Annotated in this window: 19 protein-coding genes; 10 read left to right on the top strand and 9 right to left on the bottom strand. The window is 59.0% G+C overall.

Features of this window, described 5'->3' with window-relative positions; genetic code table 11:
- Positions 1-415 precede the first annotated feature (415 nt).
- The 7 genes from hemL (at position 416) to rimO (ending at position 5,661) form a co-directional block, all read left to right on the top strand.
- A complete protein-coding gene (gene hemL / locus G494_RS0104195; protein WP_028583531.1) occupies positions 416-1,705 on the top strand; it encodes a glutamate-1-semialdehyde 2,1-aminomutase in 1,290 nt (429 codons plus the stop codon).
- An 83-nt stretch (positions 1,706-1,788) separates the two neighbouring features.
- Positions 1,789-2,022: an AtpZ/AtpI family protein gene (locus G494_RS0104190; RefSeq protein WP_028583530.1), complete on the top strand. Its 234-nt coding sequence runs from the start codon at positions 1,789-1,791 to the stop codon at positions 2,020-2,022.
- A gap of 40 nt (positions 2,023-2,062) precedes the next feature.
- Complete coding sequence (locus G494_RS0104185; protein ID WP_208597629.1) at positions 2,063-2,467, top strand: ATP synthase subunit I; 405 nt, start codon at positions 2,063-2,065, stop codon at positions 2,465-2,467.
- A gap of 3 nt (positions 2,468-2,470) precedes the next feature.
- The gene (atpB, locus tag G494_RS0104180) at positions 2,471-3,193 is read left to right on the top strand and encodes a F0F1 ATP synthase subunit A (protein WP_028583528.1); all 723 of its coding nucleotides are present in this window, start codon (positions 2,471-2,473) and stop codon (positions 3,191-3,193) included.
- 65 nt (positions 3,194-3,258) lie between these two features.
- Positions 3,259-3,516: an ATP synthase F0 subunit C gene (atpE, locus tag G494_RS0104175; protein ID WP_035245358.1), complete on the top strand. Its 258-nt coding sequence runs from the start codon at positions 3,259-3,261 to the stop codon at positions 3,514-3,516.
- A 76-nt stretch (positions 3,517-3,592) separates the two neighbouring features.
- Entirely contained in the window at positions 3,593-4,318 is a 726-nt protein-coding gene (locus tag G494_RS0104170) for a nucleoside phosphorylase (protein ID WP_028583526.1), read from the top strand.
- Positions 4,315-5,661 (top strand): 30S ribosomal protein S12 methylthiotransferase RimO, encoded by a 1,347-nt coding sequence (gene rimO / locus G494_RS0104165; RefSeq protein WP_028583525.1) that lies wholly within the window; start codon positions 4,315-4,317, stop codon positions 5,659-5,661. The genes G494_RS0104170 and rimO overlap by 4 nt, the downstream gene beginning before the upstream one ends.
- A 15-nt stretch (positions 5,662-5,676) precedes the next feature.
- Here rimO and G494_RS0104160 read toward each other — a convergent pair whose 3' ends face one another.
- The 9 genes from G494_RS0104160 to G494_RS0104120 all read right to left on the bottom strand — a co-directional run bounded on the left by G494_RS0104160 (position 5,677) and on the right by G494_RS0104120 (position 12,424).
- Positions 5,677-5,961: an HU family DNA-binding protein gene (locus G494_RS0104160; protein WP_028583524.1), complete on the bottom strand. Its 285-nt coding sequence runs from the start codon at positions 5,959-5,961 to the stop codon at positions 5,677-5,679.
- Positions 5,962-6,064: 103 nt separating this feature from the next.
- On the bottom strand, positions 6,065-6,805 hold the full coding sequence (locus G494_RS0104155) for a pseudouridine synthase (protein WP_028583523.1): 741 nt from the start codon (positions 6,803-6,805) through the stop codon (positions 6,065-6,067).
- A gap of 64 nt (positions 6,806-6,869) precedes the next feature.
- The gene (locus tag G494_RS0104150) at positions 6,870-8,642 is read right to left on the bottom strand and encodes a UbiD family decarboxylase (protein WP_028583522.1); all 1,773 of its coding nucleotides are present in this window, start codon (positions 8,640-8,642) and stop codon (positions 6,870-6,872) included.
- A gap of 36 nt (positions 8,643-8,678) precedes the next feature.
- The gene (locus tag G494_RS0104145) at positions 8,679-8,894 is read right to left on the bottom strand and encodes a hypothetical protein (protein WP_051305366.1); all 216 of its coding nucleotides are present in this window, start codon (positions 8,892-8,894) and stop codon (positions 8,679-8,681) included.
- A gap of 32 nt (positions 8,895-8,926) precedes the next feature.
- Positions 8,927-9,328, bottom strand: a complete 402-nt coding sequence (locus G494_RS0104140) for a secondary thiamine-phosphate synthase enzyme YjbQ (RefSeq protein WP_028583520.1) — start codon at positions 9,326-9,328, stop codon at positions 8,927-8,929.
- Between the two features lie 19 nt (positions 9,329-9,347).
- Complete coding sequence (locus G494_RS0104135) at positions 9,348-9,791, bottom strand: glycine zipper domain-containing protein (protein WP_028583519.1); 444 nt, start codon at positions 9,789-9,791, stop codon at positions 9,348-9,350.
- Positions 9,788-11,143 carry a DNA recombination protein RmuC gene (locus G494_RS21820; RefSeq protein WP_051305365.1) on the bottom strand — a complete coding sequence of 452 codons (1,356 nt, stop codon included), beginning with the start codon at positions 11,141-11,143 and terminating at the stop codon, positions 9,788-9,790. The genes G494_RS0104135 and G494_RS21820 overlap by 4 nt, the downstream gene beginning before the upstream one ends.
- Positions 11,144-11,166: 23 nt before the next feature.
- Entirely contained in the window at positions 11,167-11,472 is a 306-nt protein-coding gene (locus tag G494_RS0104125; RefSeq protein WP_028583518.1) for a chaperone modulator CbpM, read from the bottom strand.
- Between the two features lies 1 nt (position 11,473).
- On the bottom strand, positions 11,474-12,424 hold the full coding sequence (locus tag G494_RS0104120) for a DnaJ C-terminal domain-containing protein (RefSeq protein ID WP_028583517.1): 951 nt from the start codon (positions 12,422-12,424) through the stop codon (positions 11,474-11,476).
- Positions 12,425-12,559: 135 nt separating this feature from the next.
- Between G494_RS0104120 and G494_RS0104115 the strand changes: the two genes are divergently transcribed.
- The 3 genes from G494_RS0104115 to G494_RS0104105 all read left to right on the top strand — a co-directional run bounded on the left by G494_RS0104115 (position 12,560) and on the right by G494_RS0104105 (position 15,782).
- Positions 12,560-13,102: a shikimate kinase gene (locus G494_RS0104115; RefSeq protein ID WP_035245355.1), complete on the top strand. Its 543-nt coding sequence runs from the start codon at positions 12,560-12,562 to the stop codon at positions 13,100-13,102.
- Between the two features lie 101 nt (positions 13,103-13,203).
- Positions 13,204-14,871, top strand: a complete 1,668-nt coding sequence (locus G494_RS21815) for a glycogen synthase (protein ID WP_232362478.1) — start codon at positions 13,204-13,206, stop codon at positions 14,869-14,871.
- A complete protein-coding gene (locus tag G494_RS0104105) occupies positions 14,868-15,782 on the top strand; it encodes a hypothetical protein (RefSeq protein ID WP_028583515.1) in 915 nt (304 codons plus the stop codon). Before G494_RS21815 ends, G494_RS0104105 begins: the two co-directional genes overlap by 4 nt.
- Positions 15,783-15,787 lie beyond the last annotated feature (5 nt).

Below are 15,787 nucleotides of genomic sequence, written 5' to 3'. Positions count from 1 at the left end.
GGTCCATCAAGAGGTGAGGTCGTTCTGAAAAGTATTGGTATTCTCGATGGTTATGTGAAAGTTAGCCACGTCTGCGGCCATTTTACCTTGAGCACTGAATGGTGACAAGAGAAAATTATCATCTTTCTTGCTCTGTCAAGGCGGGAAAGAAGTTTTCATTTTGCATCTAAAAAGGGTGGGTGCTATGTTAGACCCTGCTTTTCAGCAGAGCAGGGAGCTGCAAGGGGAAACAGCGGTTGCCTGCCGGCTCGGCAGCCCTGCTGTTCCTGCCCGCCCGCTGATGGAAGCTGCCTGTGAGAAGGGTACTGACCCTGTTTATCGTCCAGACCGCCTCCTGGTCGGGCTGGGTCTCTTGCCGACAGTCGGAGCAGAGACGGTACGCTGTTTTTTAATTCATCTTTCGGAGTAAATATCCATGATTACTGATCGTTCCGCCATTCTCTTTCCCCAAGCTCAACAGGTCATCCCCGGGGGGGTTAACTCCCCGGTTCGAGCCTGCCGATCCGTGGGCTGTGACCCACTCTTCATCCAGAAGGCCGCCGGTTGCACGGTGACCGATGTGGACGGGAATGAGTTTATCGATTTTGTCGGCTCCTGGGGCCCCATGATCACCGGGCATGCCCAGCCTGAGGTGATCGAGGCCATCCGCAAGACTGCCCTGGACGGCACCAGCTTCGGCGCACCCACCCCCCTGGAGGTAGAGTTGGCCGAGCTGGTCTGTGACTCGGTCCCCTCCCTGGAAAAGATCCGCTTTGTCAACTCGGGAACCGAGGCAACCATGAGCGCCGTTCGCCTGGCCAGGGGCTATACCGGTCGCAACGTGGTGGTCAAGTTTGACGGCTGCTACCACGGCCATGCCGATTCCTTCCTGGTCAAGGCCGGATCCGGGGTCATCACCCTCGGTATCCCGGGCAGCCCCGGGGTTCCCGAGGACATCGTCAAGAATACCCTCTCCATTCCCTATAATAATGAGGCGATCCTGGAGCAGACCCTCCGGGATCCGCAGTTGGATATCGCCTGCGTGATCCTTGAGCCTGTGGCCGGCAATATGGGGGTGGTGGTCCCGGAGATGAGTTTTTTAAAGAAGCTGCGGGAGCTGACCCGGGAACTGGGGATCGTTCTGATCTTTGATGAGGTCATCACCGGTTTCAGGCTGGCCCTGGGTGGGGCCCAGGAACGTTTTGGGATCATCCCTGATCTCACCTGCCTGGGCAAGATCATCGGCGGTGGCCTGCCGGTGGGTGCCTATGGCGGCAAGCAGGAGATCATGGACCAGATCGCCCCGGATGGACCAGTCTACCAGGCCGGCACCCTCTCCGGCAATCCCCTGGCCATGGCTGCCGGTCTGGCCATGGTCAAGATCCTCCGTCGTCCCGGCTTCTATCAGGCCCTGGAAGAGAAGAGCGACTGGTATGCCGGCCAGCTGGAGCAGATCATCGCTGCCTCGCCGCTGGAGGTCGTGGTCAACCGGATCGGCTCCATGTCCACCCTCTTCTTCACCTCCAAGCCGGTGACCGACTTTGTATCCGCCATGGAGGCTGATACCAACCGCTACGGCGCCCACTATCGCAACATGCTTGAACAGGGGGTCTGGCTGGCACCTTCGCAGTTCGAGGCCGCGTTCATATCTGCAGCACATGACCGTGTTCATTTGGAAAAAGCTTTAAAGATGACTGAATCGTCATTCAAAAAATTGATGATTTGAATAAAAAAATCTTGCCTTTGACCGTTGCCCATGATACCTGTATCTGCAATTATGGAACCTGTCAGGTTGAGGAGGTTCAGCCGATGTCGGAAGATCGTCGAGAAATGATCAGACAGCTTGCCGAGTACAGCCAGATCGGCATGACCTTTGTGTTCTCCATTGTCATCGGTTTCGGGATCGGTTGGTTTTTGGATAATAAGGTTTTTGCCGGTAAGACCACCCCCTATCTGACCTTTATCTTCCTTGGGGTTGGGATTGTGGCCGGATTTAAAAATCTCTGGGACTTGACCAAGAAGATTTCCAATGGAAAAGAGTAAGAAGGCAGAGAACCAGAGCAGGGATAGCGATCGCCTGCTCATGCGCTCCATCATCGCTTTCAGCTGGTTGCTGCTGGTCCTGTTCAGCGGAGGCGGCTGGTATCTGTACAGTGCTTCCTTTGGGGTGTCTGTCGTGGCTGGCGGGGTGTTGGCCAATGTCAGCTTTCTGCTGTTGAAAAAGGACCTGGAAGGCTTGTTCACCAAGGTCAGCCAGGCTGGAGGAGCGGCTGCGGCCGTTTCCCAGACTGAAAAGATTCGCTTTTTTATAAAGTTTTATGCCCGCTTGGTTATCTTGGGCTTATTGTTGATTTTGCTGGTTTCCAAGTTCTCGATCCATATGATTGGACTAAGTCTTGGCCTGGCAACGGTTATGCTCAGTGTGATTGTGGTTGTGTTGAGCAGGGGCAGATCATTTTATTCCGTGCAAAGTTTGAGGAGCGTGTAGGTTATGGAACATCCAATACTATTCATTTCGATTATTCTGGAAAAACTTGGTCTGCCGGTGCCGCATACCGTCACCGGGCATAATCTGCTGGAGCAGCTCTGTACCCCCTACATGACCTATACCTGGCTGGTTATGGCCTTTCTGATCATCGTGCCCAAGTTGACCATGGGCAAACTGGAGATGGTGCCGGGAAGCGGCCAGAATTTCTGGGAGGTGATGGTGGGCGGTTTGATGGATTTTTTCACCGAAAACCTGGGCGAGGACGGGGCCAAGATGCTCTTTCCGATGATGGCCACCTTCTTTCTCTACATCATCCTGGCCAACATGATCGGCCTGATCCCCGGTTTCATGTCTCCCACCTCAAATCTGAACATCACCCTGGGGATGACCCTGATTGTCTGGGTTACCCATCACGTGCTGGGCTTCAAATACCACGGACTCAGCTATTACAAGCATTTCATGGGACCGAGCAAGGCCCTGGCACCGTTTATGTTTCTCTTGGAGATCATCAGTAACTTTGCCCGACTCATCTCGCTCTCCATGCGTCTTTTTGGAAATATCTTTGCAAAGGAAGTGCTCCTGGCCGTACTCTTCATGCTGGCCGGCGCCTACTTTGCCCCTCTGCCGATTCTCTGTCTCGGGGTGTTGGTGAGTGTGATTCAGGCGGTGGTCTTTGTGCTGCTGGCAGTGCTCTACTGTGCCGGCGCCATGGAACACGCCCATTGATCAGTACGTAACCGTAGTAACGAAGAAGGCCAATTATATATCATCTTTAATGGAGGAATGTGACAATGGAACTTAGTATCGCGTTGATTTGTATAGGTGCTGCTCTCAGTATTGGTTTGGCTGGTCACGGTGCCGGTGTCGGTATGGGTAACGGTCTGCGCGGCGCCTGTGACGGTGTTGCTCGTAACCCTGAAGCAAAAGGTGCCATCACCACCACCATGATCCTGGGTATGGCTCTCTGTGAGTCCATCGCCATTTATGGCCTGGTTATCGCCTTTATCCTGCTCTACGCCAACCCCTTCAAGGCGGCTCTGGGGCTGTAAGCCTCCAGATCACGCGGATAGGGAAGTACAGCTGCGGCACCTCCGGGTGCCGCAGTTTTTTTTTTGCCATTTTTCCATGGAATCCTGTCTTATCGAACCCAGCCAGGGCAAGGGAGAATCCCCCCTGCCACCGGCGGGCATCTTTGCCGTTAGCCCCTCCGACAGCCTGGCCTTTCCCGGCCTGGCGAAACGATACCATCTCAATCAGCAGTTTCTCTTTCACTCCAAACTCTTTGCCTCGCCATCATTTTTTCTGGCCGGACCGGCGGTGGGTGCGCCCATGGCGGTGATCTGTCTGGAGAAACTGATCGCCCTGGGGGCTCGCCGGATCATCCTCTACGGCTGGTGCGGCGCCCTGGCTCCCTCTCTGAAGGGGGGGGGACTCTTTGTGGCAGACTCCGGTATCAGTGAAGAGGGGACCAGTCCTCACTATCCCCCCCATCCGGGATTCCCCCCGGATCAACAACTCCAGAACCGGCTCAACACCGCCCTGGAACGCTCCGGCCATCTCCTCCACCAGGGGATCATCTGGACCACCGATGGCCTCTACCGGGAGACCAGGAGCAAGGTGGCGCACCATCAAGAACAGGGAGCATTGGCCGTGGATATGGAGTATACAGCCCTGAGTGGGGTGGCCGCTTTTCGTGGGGCGGCCCTGGCCACGGTGATGATGGTCTCCGATGAGCTCTATCATCAGCAGTGGCGCTCCCTGGTCGGCAGAAAGTCCTTTCGATCTGCCTCAAAAAAAATGTTATCCCTCCTCTGTGAGGAGCTTGATTCCGGAGGATTATGCAATCCATGAAACATCTGCATCTTGTCAGTCTCGGTTGTCCGAAAAACCTGGTGGACAGCGAGATCATGCTGGCCCTGCTCGAGGCCGATGGGTATACGGTGGTGGAGGAACCTGCAGCAGCGGATCTGGTTCTGGTCAACACCTGCGGCTTTATTCAGCCTGCTGTGGAAGAGGCGGTGGATGAGATCCTGCGTCTGGCTGCGGTCAAGGAAGAGCGGCCGGCACAGCTGTTGGTGGTCACCGGCTGCATGGTCCAGCGCTATGGTGCCGAGCTCGCCCGGGAACTGCCAGAGGTGGATCTCTTCCTGGGGGTCGATGATTTTCCCCTGATTGTCGAACACCTGCGGGCCCATGAGCAGGGCAGGCCTCTGGCTCTTGCCAGCGGGCCCTCCTCTTATATCATGGACGCCACCGTACCCAGGACGATCTCCACCCCCCTGTTCCGGTCCTACCTCAAGATCACCGAGGGCTGTGATAATCACTGTAGCTACTGCATGATCCCCTCCATTCGGGGCCCGCTGCGCAGCAGGGGCGTGAACGACCTGGTGGCCGAGGCGATGCGCCTGGAGGAGCTGGGCGTGCGGGAGCTGACCCTGATTGCCCAGGATCTGACCGCCTATGGGGACGACCTTGGCGAGGAGGCCTCCCTGGTGACCCTGCTCCAGGCCCTGCTGAAAGAGACCTCCATCCCCTGGTTTCGGCTGCTCTACCTCTATCCCTCCTCCCTTGGGGACGATCTCTTAGCATTGATGGCTGCGCAGCCCAGGATTCTCCCCTATCTGGATATCCCCTTCCAGCATGCCAGCGATCCGGTGCTCAGGCGGATGAATCGTCGCTATACCACCCGGGAGTTGAATGAGCTGGTCTCCCGGATCCGCACCATGGTGCCCGAGTGCTCCCTGCGCACCACCATGCTGGTGGGTTTCCCCGGCGAGACCGAGGCCGATGTGGAGCTGCTGCTGGAGTGCCTGGCCAGGTGGCAGTTTGACCATGTCGGCGTCTTTCAGTATCAGGACGAGGAGGGCAGCGCTGCCGCCCGCCTGGACGGCAAGGTGGAGGAGGAGGAGAAGGAGGTGCGCTATCAGAGGGTGATGGAACTACAGGCAAAGATCAGTCTGCAACGACAGCAACGTTTGGTCGGCCGGGTGGAAGAGGTCCTGGTGGAGGGGCTCAGCCGGGAGAGTGACCTGCTGCTGGAAGGACGGACCAGGTTCCAGGCGCCGGATATTGACGGCTGTGTCTACATTACCAGTGGCCAGGTCAACCCCGGGGATATCGTGCCGGTCAGGATCACCGAGGCACATCCCTACGATCTGGTTGGGGAGGTTGTCTCCGCAGCTGAGCTCCCCTGACCGGCCAGGGGCTGTCTACTCTTTATGCTTGTTGACCTGTTCGCGTAAATCCTTGCCCACCTTGAAAAACGGCAGCTTTTTGGGAGAGACCTGGATCTTTTCCCCGGTTTTTGGGTTCCTGCCGGTATAGGATTCATATTCCTTGACCACAAAGCTGCCAAAGCCGCGGATTTCAATGGACTCGCCACGGGCAAGGGCGTCGCTCATGGTGTCGATGATGGTATTGGTAATCGATGCCGCCTCACGGATGGGTATGTTCATCTCTTCGGCTAAGGCTTCTATGAGTTCCGATTTATTCATTGTTGTCTCCCTATGTGGTAGGTGGTTCCCTGAAAAAAGCTCTCCGGTCAAATGCCTGGGAGAAAAATCTACAATGGTTGGTTTTGTTATAGCTTAGAGAAATTTAAGCAGGTATGTTTTTGATTGTAAAGGGAATTTTGCCTGTAAAGAGTTTTTTTAGGTCATTTTTGGTTAAAATACGATATTTGCCGCTGGCCAGGTTGCCCAGGCGGAGCCGGCCATAGGCGGTGCGCTTCAGTCCGAGTACCGGGTGGCCCACCGCCTGAAACATCTTGCGTACCTGCCGTTTCTTGCCCTCATGGATGATGATCTCCACCCTGGTGCGGTCTTTGAATTGTTTCAGAATGCGTAACTGTGCCGGATAGGTCATTCCTCCTTCAAGACGAATACCTGCAGCCAGGCGGCGCAGGGTGGCCGGCGAAGGCAGTCCCCTGACCGTGGCCTCGTAGGTCTTGTTGACCTCATAGCTGGGGTGGAGCACGTAGTTGCCCAGTTGGCCGTCGTTGGTCATCAGGAGGGCCCCTTCGGTATCCAGATCCAGGCGGCCCACCGGAAAGAGTCGGCTGCTGATCCCGGGAAGGAGGTCGCTGACAATGGGGCGGCCCTGGGGGTCGGAGAGGGTGGTGACGTAACCGGCCGGTTTGTTGAGCAGGATATAGAGCTTCTCCTCCAGCCGGATCGGAGCGTTGTCAAAGCTGACCTGATCCTGCTGCGGATCGATCTTACAGCCCATGTTGGTCACCACGGTGCCGTTGACCTTGACCCTGCCCTGACGGATCATCTCTTCCGCCCCCCGGCGGGAGGCGATCCCTGCCTGGGCGAGTATCTTCTGTAGTCGTTCCATCTCTACCTGTACCGTTTCCTGTGGGCGGGCTGCTGTCGTTTCTCTGCGCCCTCTGGACCTTTCTTTAGCTGAACTGCGGCGGCAGCAGCTCGGCTGCCCGCTGGTCCACCCGCTTGCGGGTGGCGGGATCCACTTCCAGGACCTCGGTGTACCAGGGCTTCATCCGACAGTCAAAGACCACCGGCGGCTCCAGGCCAAGGTGGAAACGCTGGAGTCGTTGAGCGGCTCCATGGATGTCGGCGGCCGGTTCAAAGCGGGTGAAGACGGTCCAGAGGAACTCCTGAAGCGAACAGGTCGCCTCCCTGGTGGAGTCCACCAGGATGATCACCGGCCAGGCGCTTACCCCGGGATGCCCGGCCAGGCGCTGGGCCAACTCGGGTTGGTCTGCGTAGGAGGCTCCCTGGACGACCAGGGTGCCGGGCAGGAAGACCTGGGGCCGGCTGCACTGATCCGGCAGGTCGCCGCTGAACTCACGGGGCAGCTCCCTGCATTTTTCCCGTCCCAGGCCCAGCATCATGGCCTTGGAGCCCTGGTTGACCGAGGGGCCGGTGTAGTCCAGGGTGTCCTGGGAGACGTTGGCAAAGACAAACAGGTCCCGCTGCCAGTTGATCCGTTCCAGGATGTGGGTCCAGAGGCGCGGAAAGTCGGCTACATCGATGCTGCCGTCGGTGGCCAGGAGAAACTTGGTCAGGCTGAGCTGGCCCTCTCCCAGGATCCGCAGGCCGGTGGCAAAGGCCTCCCTGGGATAGCGGTCGCTGACCCGGGCTGCGGCCAGACAGTGAAAGCCGGTTTCGCCAAAGGTCTTCAGCTGCTGCACCCCCTTCATGACCAGGGGAAAGAGGGGGCTGAGCAGGTCTTGGAGGAAATCACCGATAAAGAAGTCTTCCTGGCGGGGACGACCTACCACGGTGGCCGGATAGATGGCATCCTTGCGGTGGTAGAGGTGGCTGGTCTGGAAGACCGGATAATCGTGCTGCAGCGAGTCGTAGCCGTAGTGATCGCCAAAGGGTCCCTCTGGCCTCCGCAGGCCCGGGGGAACCATCCCCTTGACGGCAAACTCGGCCTCGGCCACCAGCTGGTGGCCGCCCCTGGGATCATCCACCATCGAAAGCTTCCGCCCCTGGAGCAGTGAAGCCAAAAGCAACTCCGGGATGTTCTCAGGCAGCGGGGCGATGGCGGCCAGCATCAGGGCCGGCGGTCCGCCGATGAACAGGGTCATGGGCAGGGACTGGTTCTTCTTCTCCGCCTCAAAGTAATGAAAACCGCCGCCCTTGTGGATCTGCCAGTGGATCCCGGTGGTGGTGTCATCGTAACGCTGGATCCGGTACATCCCCAGGTTATGTCCCAGGCCGTCGGGGTGCTCGGTGTAGACCAGGGGCAGGGTGACAAAGGGACCGCCATCGGAGTGCCAGGAGGTCAGCATGGGCAGTTCAGAGAGCCTGGCCGGGGCCATGCAGCGCTCCAGGATCGGGCCTTCCTTCCTGGTCTTCAACCCCACCTTCATGCCCTGGCCGATGAGGGATCGGGCCGACCAGAGGGTGGAGAGGTTCGGGGGCATGGCGTGTTCCACCAGTTGCACCAGGTCTTCGACAAAGCTTATCGGTCTGCGGCCAAAGGCCAGCTCAAGGCGGAGCTTGGTGCCAAAGAGGTTGGTGATAACCGGAAAGGATGAGCCCTTGACCCGGGTGAAGAGCAGGGCCGGCCCGCCTTGGGCGATCACCCGACGGTGGATCTCCGCAATCTCCAAGTAGGGATCGACCTCCTGGTCGATGGTGAGCAGCTGCCGGTTGCTGCGAAGGATATCGATGAAGTCACGTAGATTTAAAATGGGGGGCATAGCTGCTCCGCAGGCTTGGTTTGGTTCCGGTTAGGCTCAGTGATGGTGATGGGGGTCGTTGAGAAAGAGCTGGTGGTACTCCTGGTCCGAGAAGTGGGTACGCATCAGCTCCATCAGCAGGTCTGCCAGCTGGTTGATCTCTCCGTCGCTGAGGCGGGGGATCAGTACCTGGGTGAGCTCTTTGGAGCTGAACTGCTCCAGGACCTCCTGGAGCGATTGTTCATCGGTGGCGCGGTTTAAACCAAACAACATAACAGTCCTTGCAGATAAAGGTTGTGCCCGGCTCAGCCGGTCTGGATATACCAGTTGAGGCTGCGTTGACGGGGGCCGTCATACTCGCAGAAAAATATTCGTTGCCAGGTGCCCAGCCGGAGGCTGCCGTCCACAAAGGGCACGGCCAGGGAAGAGCCGGTGAGGCTTGCCATCACATGGGAGGGGGAGTTGCCCTCCCGATGCTTATAGGGGTAGTCCCTGGGCACGATTCGGCGCAGGGCCCCGATCAGGTCATCCTGGACATCGGGGTCAGCCCCCTCGTTGATGGTCACCCCGGCGGTGGTATGGGGATTGAAGAGGGTACAGATCCCGGCCTCCAGCCCCTGGGCAGAGACTAGCTCCTGGATACGAGCGGTGATGTCAATGAGTTCCATGGGGGCCGAGGTCGAGAGCTGGAGCGTTCCAAAGAGCATGGGCATACCTCAGGAGGCTCTACTGCAGCTGCCACTGCCCGCTGGCGTCGCGGCAGGCGGTGGTGTAGGTGGTCTGACGTTTGCCGTCGATGACGGCATCCACCTCTGCCCTGCGGCAGACCCGCTGGCTCTGGGCGTTCTGGTAGGCCGGCTGTGGGGTCACGCTGTACTGGTTGCCGGTGTCGGGGTTGACCCAGGAAGAACGCTGGTTGGAGACCCCGCGTTCGTAGACATGGTTGAGCTGCTGGCGGTCATACTTGTCCATCTCGTTGCCCACGATATAGCCCAGCATGGTGCCCACCGCGGCACCGATCAGGGTGGCCTCGGTGTTGTGGCCGATGATCTGGCCGATCAGGGCACCCCCGGCAGCACCGCCGGCGGCCCCGGTCTGGGCCTTGTTCATGTTGGCGCAGGCGCTGAGGAGGAAGAGGGAGATGATGGCGGCAATGGTGACTCCTTTCATTTCAGGTCTCCTGTATCTGTGGGGGATTCTTTGAGTACAGCGGCCAGGTCCTTATCCGTCTGCACCCCGAGTTCTTTTAACTGTTCAGCCCGCCTGATCAGGTTGCCTTTGCCGCTGGTCAGCCGTTTTTTGGCCAGCTGCCAGGCCTGCTGGGATTGGTTGATCCGGCTGCCGATCTCTTCAAAAGTTGCAATAAACCCTACGAGTTTATCATAAATATTCCCGGCTTGTTTGGCAATCATTAAACCGTTGCGGCTCTGTTCCTCCTGGCGCCAGAGATAGTTGATGGTGCGCAGGGTGGCCAGCAGGGTGGAGGGGCTGCAGAGGATGATCTGGCGACGGGAGGCCGTGGCCAGGAGGCTGTGGTCCCGCTCCATGGCCAGCTGAAAGGCGGCTTCCACCGGGATGAACAGCAGGACAAAATCAACACTGTTGAGCCCTGCCAGTTGATGGTACTGCTTATCGCTGAGTAGGCTGATGTGCTTTTTGACAGAATCCAGGTGTTGGCCGATGAAGCGTTGTCGCCGCTCCCCCTCCTCTTCGCCGTGGGCCAGGCTGAAGGCCTTGAGCGAGACCTTGGCGTCGATGATGATCTCCCGCTCTTCAGGAAGATAGACGATGGCGTCAGGCTGGCGTTTGTTGCCGGCAGCGGTCTGGAGGTTGACCTGGGTCCGATACTCCACCCCCTTACGCAGGCCCGAGTCTTCCAGAAGCTTCTCCAGGATCATCTCTCCCCACTGCCCCTGGAGCTTGGTTCGTCCCTGGAGGGCCTGGGTGAGGTTGACCGCGTCTGCGCTGAGGCGCTGGTTGAGCTGACGCAGGTTCTGAAGCTCCTGGATCACGGAGACCCGGTCGCGCGATTCCAGGTCGTGGATCTGATCGATCCGTTGCTTGAAGGCGTGGAGTTGGCTGTGGAAGGGGTCAAGCATCAGCTTGAGGGTGGACTCGTGCTGCTGGTTGATCAGGGCACTCTTCTCCGTGAGGATCTCCCCGGCCAGGAGTTCGAAGCGTTGCTCCAGCTGACGCTGGACCTGCGTAAGGATCAGCTCCCGTTCGGCCAACTGCTGTTCCATGCCCTCATATCCTGCCTGGAGGCCGGCGTTTTCCCGGTTGAGCAGGCCCCAGTCCCGGCGAAAACCATCCCGTTCCCTGCGGAGGCGGTCAATGGTCTCGGCCTGATCACTGAGGGAGCTGCTCATGGCTTCCAGGCGCATGGTGTTCATCAGCTGTTTCCTGCGCAGGCGGCCGTTGCCGGCGAGCAGGAGCAGGGCGGTGGTGAGCCCACCGGCCAGAAGGCCCAGGAGTCCGGAGAAGAGATCGATTCGGCTGAGGAGGTGTTGGAGAGAGAGCACTGGCCAGGTTTCCGGGGGGAGCGTTAGCGCTGTCGGCCACGGCGCAGCCGTAACTCTTCCAGCTCTTCCAGCAGGTCCAGGGCCAGGGCGCAACCGGGAAGGTTGACCTGGAGGTCCTGTTGGAGGCGGATGGTGGTCTGGACCCGGCGGATCTCCAGGGCCGTGAACCGCCACTGCTGCCCGGGGCTGCTGCTTGGGGTGATGATCCCTTCGGCCACCATCTCGTGGACCACCTCAGCTGTCACTCCACAGAGCCGGCAGAGCTCGGTCAGGCTGCAGAGCAGTTCTTCGTCCAGGACCGTACCCTGGAGATAATGAATTTCTGCCATGTCAGACTCCCAGTTGTTGGCGAGGGTTGAAGGGCATCAGTTTTGCCATGGTTTGGTAGTGGGCGCGCTGTTCGGCGGTGGCGGCCTCTGGGACCACGATCCGGAGGGTGATGATCTGGTCGCCCTGGTGGCGGCTGCTGCAGAGTCCCTTGCCTTTCAGGCGGAGCCTGTTGCCCCCCTGGGAACCTGCAGGGATCTTTAGCTGAACCTTGCCCCCCAGGGTAGGGACGGTGACCCTGGCTCCCAGGGCCGCTTCCCAGGGAGTGATGGGCAGGGTCAGGTGGATGTCTCGTTTTTCGGCGTGGAACAGGGGGTCTTCCTGGAAGGCGATCTCCAGGTAGAGGTCACCGTTGGGGCTGCCCCCGTAGCCCGGCATGCCCTGGCCTTCCAGGCGGATGCGTTGACCCTGGATAATTCCCTTGGGGATGACCACGTGAAGGGTGTGTGGTTGGCTGGTCACCTGGCCCCGTTGGTTGACGCTGGATCGGGAGAGGGTAATGGTCTGTCTGCTTCCCAGGTAGGCATCGACCAGCTTGAGGGCCACCTTGGCATGCTGGTCCTCGCCCTTTACCCTGAAGGCGGTATGGCGGTCACGACCTCCTCCCATATAACTGTGGCCGAAGAGGGACTCAAAAAAATCGCTGAAGCCGCTGGAGGCTGCGCCGCTAGAGCCGGTGCCGCGGAACTCGAAGCCGGCGTCCCAGTTGGGCGGCGGTTCAAAGTCCTGGCCGTGTTCCCAGTTGCTGCCGAACTTGTCATAGGCCGCTCTCTTTTCAGGATCCTTCAAGACCTCATAGGCCTCGCCGATGGCTTTAAAGGTCTCTTCGGCACCGGGATCCCTGTTGACATCCGGGTGGTATTTACGGGCCGCCTTCCGATAGGCCTGCTTTATGGCCTCTTGGCTGGCGTTGCGCTCCACCCCCAGGATCTGGTAATAATCTCGATATTCCATAAGCTATCTGGTTTGAATCTTGAAAAAAAAATATTTGGCAATACCTTAAGAGCAGCAAGAGGAAAAGAAAAGAAAAAAATGGAGCGACTTTCTCCTTGTGGAGGCAAGCCGCTTTCCTATATGCTGAGAGTAATTATGGAAAAAAAACAGACAAGTATACTGCTGACCGGCTTTCGGGCCACCGGTAAATCCGTGGTAGGCGCACTCCTGGCAGAGCGGCTGGGCTTTCAGCTGGTGGACAGCGACCAGGAGATCTGCCGGCGCCGGGGGATGACGGTGGCCGAGATCGTGGCCCAGTCGGGCTGGGAGGGATTTCGTCGGGCCGAGCAGGAGTTGCTGCTGGAGCTCTGTGATGCCGAGCGGGTGGTGCTGGCCGTGGGCGGAGGCGCCATCGAGCATCAGGAGCTCTGGCCACAGCTCAGGCAGAGCTACTGGGTGGTCTGGCTCCGGGCGGATGTTGCCACCATTGTTCAGCGGATGGGCGACGATCATGCCAGTTCCGGCCAGCGGCCCTCCCTGACCGGTCTGGGGAGGGCAGAGGAGGTCGCCGCCCTGTTGACCAGGCGTACTCCCCTTTACCGGGACGGCTCGGATCTGGCCCTGGATACGGACCAGAGCCGGCCGGCTCAGCTGGTTGAGGAGATCATTGCCCGGCTGGGGCTGCAGCTGACGGTCTGAGCCGGGATGTTACTGAGTTTGAAGAGATTTAGGTTGTTGAGGAGAGGCCCCTGTGCTTCTTTTTTCATCTGTTGAGAGGTTATTGTGATTGAGAGGTTATCGTGGAAAAAGTAGACCTCGCCGCCGACCGGAGCAGCACCGAGCCCCGGGTTATCTGGCTGGTCAGTCGAGAGTATGACGGCCTGGCAGGCGCCGGCGGCGTGAAAGATGTCTGCCGGCAACTTGGCCAGACCCTGGCCTCTGTTCCAGGCTACCAGGTGCGTGTTATTCTGCCCTGCTACGGTTTCATGGATCCCGAGGCCCTGGGTTTTGAGCCCCTTCATCTGGATGGATTGGCTCCTGCTGTAATCCGGGGGCGGAGTTTTCCCTGCTGCTTTTCCGTGGACATGGACTATGTTGATCAGCCGCGGCGGGAAACCGTTGCCATCTGGGAGCAGTGCCTCGATCAGGTGACGGTCTACCTGGTGGAGGCAGAGCGTTTCGGCGAAAAGATGGGGGTCTACACCTATACCCAGGCCGAAGAGGAGCGGCTAGCCTGGCAGGCTCAGGGCAGCGGTCATTATGATTACTTTGCGATGAACATTCTCCTCCAGAAGGCGGCCCTGGATCTGATGCTGCTCCAGGGGCAGGCACCCTGGGTTATCCACTGTCAGGATGGTCATGCCGCCACCCTGCCGGTCATGATGCGGGAGAACAGCGCTTATCGTCATTTCTTCCGGCAGACCGGGGCCGTGGTTACCATCCATAACGCCGGCCTGGGATACCATCAGGAAGTGGCGGATCTGGATTTTGCCGGGGCAGTGACCGGGTTATCCCGGCAGGTGATTCAGGCCGGCCTGCTGGGCTTAAGCTTTGATCCCCTTGTCGCGGCTGCAGGCTATGCGGTGCTCAACACGGTGAGTGAGCAGTACGCCCTGGAACTGCAGGAGACCTCTGAGGATGCGCGGACCGGCTGGTTGGGGCATAGCCTGAAACAGAGGGGGGAAGCCCTCCTGGGGGTGACCAACGGTATCGATCCTGAATCCTTTAACCCGCTTTTGCCCGAGCCGCTGGGATTGGCGGCTGCCTTCGACATCCCCGGCGGCCGCCTGGCCGGAAAACAAGAGTGTAAAGCCGCCCTGCTTCGGCAACTGGCTCAGTTGCGTCAGTGGAAAGCGGTGGAACAGTTCGGTCGGCTCAAGGGCTCGGCCGAGCAACCCCTGTTTACCTTTATCGGCCGGTTGACCGAACAAAAGGGGGTAGACATCCTCCTCTCCGCTCTGGAGGAGGTTCTTGAGGCCAACCCGGGCACTGCTTTTCTGGTCCTTGGCTCCGGTGACAGCGGTCTGGAGCAGCGCCTTCAGGAGCTGAGCCGCAGTGCAGGGCTGCTTGGCCGACTCTGTTTCCTGAAGGGGTTTGACCCTGGTCTGGCCACCCAGGTCTATGCGGCCGGTGATTTTTTTCTGATACCCTCACGCTATGAGCCCTGCGGCCTGACCGACTACATTGCCCAACTCCTCGGCAACCTGCCCATCGTTCACCACGTGGGCGGTCTGGTCAAGGTCATCGACGGCCTCACCGGCTTTGCCTATCAGGACAATAGCTCCACGGCCCTGATGGAGGCCATGGGGCGGGCCCTGGAGGTCTATCAGCAACCGGAGATCCTGCTGGAGATGCAGCAGGCCGCCGTACAGAGGATTAGCGACTACCATACCTGGGACAAGGTCATGCTCCACTATATCCGGCTCTACGAACAGGCCCGGGCCATCCTGCCGGGAGCAGGAGGATGAGTCTGCAGTATACCCCGGCAATACCCGCCTCCCAGCTCAGGACCCCCTGGCTGGAGCAGCGGCGTAACTATTTTATTCGCCAGGTGATCAGTGATTTTTTTCAAGTGAACCAAGTCTATTACCGGCTCTATCTCCAGTACCGGACCAGCAGTGCTGCCCCCTCCGCGGGCTGCCGAGCCCCCCATATCCTCCTTTCCCCTGGCTCTGAACTGGGCCAGCAGTTGCTGGCAGAGTTGACAGCCTTGCTGGGTTCGGAACATAACAGAGGGGTCCTCTGGCGGCTCAAGGATGTCTGCCATCGGATCTGGCCTGAGAGTGAGCGAGAGCATAACCTCGCCGGTTCCCTGGTGGACTGGCTGATCGGCTCCCTCTTCCATGAGGCCATGAAGCTGAAAGAAAATATCTATCTGCTCAACCATTACGGCCCTGTGGACTTTCCGGTGAACAGGGAGGGGGGCGGCGTCCGTGAAGAGGGCTCGCTGTTTCCCCTGGCCCAGCTGCTTGATACCCAGGGACTTTTTCAGCGGATCGCGGCAGATTCGCTGCTCCAGATGGAGCAGGTCGGACTCCTCTTGGGCCAGGCCAGCTATCTGCTTCGCCTGATGATGCCTTCCCTGGCTGACAATGAGCTGGTGGTGCGTTGCCTGAGCGAAAATGAGGGTATGATCCTCGATATCTGGGGCGAGCCCCTGGAGGCGGTCTTTAGCGAGATGTTTTCCGGTCAGCCTGCCCAGGGCTACTGTGTGGCCGGTAGAAGTTATTTCAACGATCAGTGGTACCAGCGGGCCAAGGAGATGTATCAGCGGGCCAAGGAGATCGACCGTTACTGCAGCGAGGCCGTGATCAAGTTGGCCCAGTTGGAGCGTATTACCCGCGACGGGGCAGGCTCTTTCGGCCGGGACAGCGGCTGATCCCG

The organism is Desulfogranum mediterraneum DSM 13871 (assembly GCF_000429965.1).
In the GTDB taxonomy this organism is placed as follows: domain Bacteria; phylum Desulfobacterota; class Desulfobulbia; order Desulfobulbales; family Desulfobulbaceae; genus Desulfogranum; species Desulfogranum mediterraneum.
This window is presented reverse-complemented; position numbering and strand designations above follow the sequence as displayed.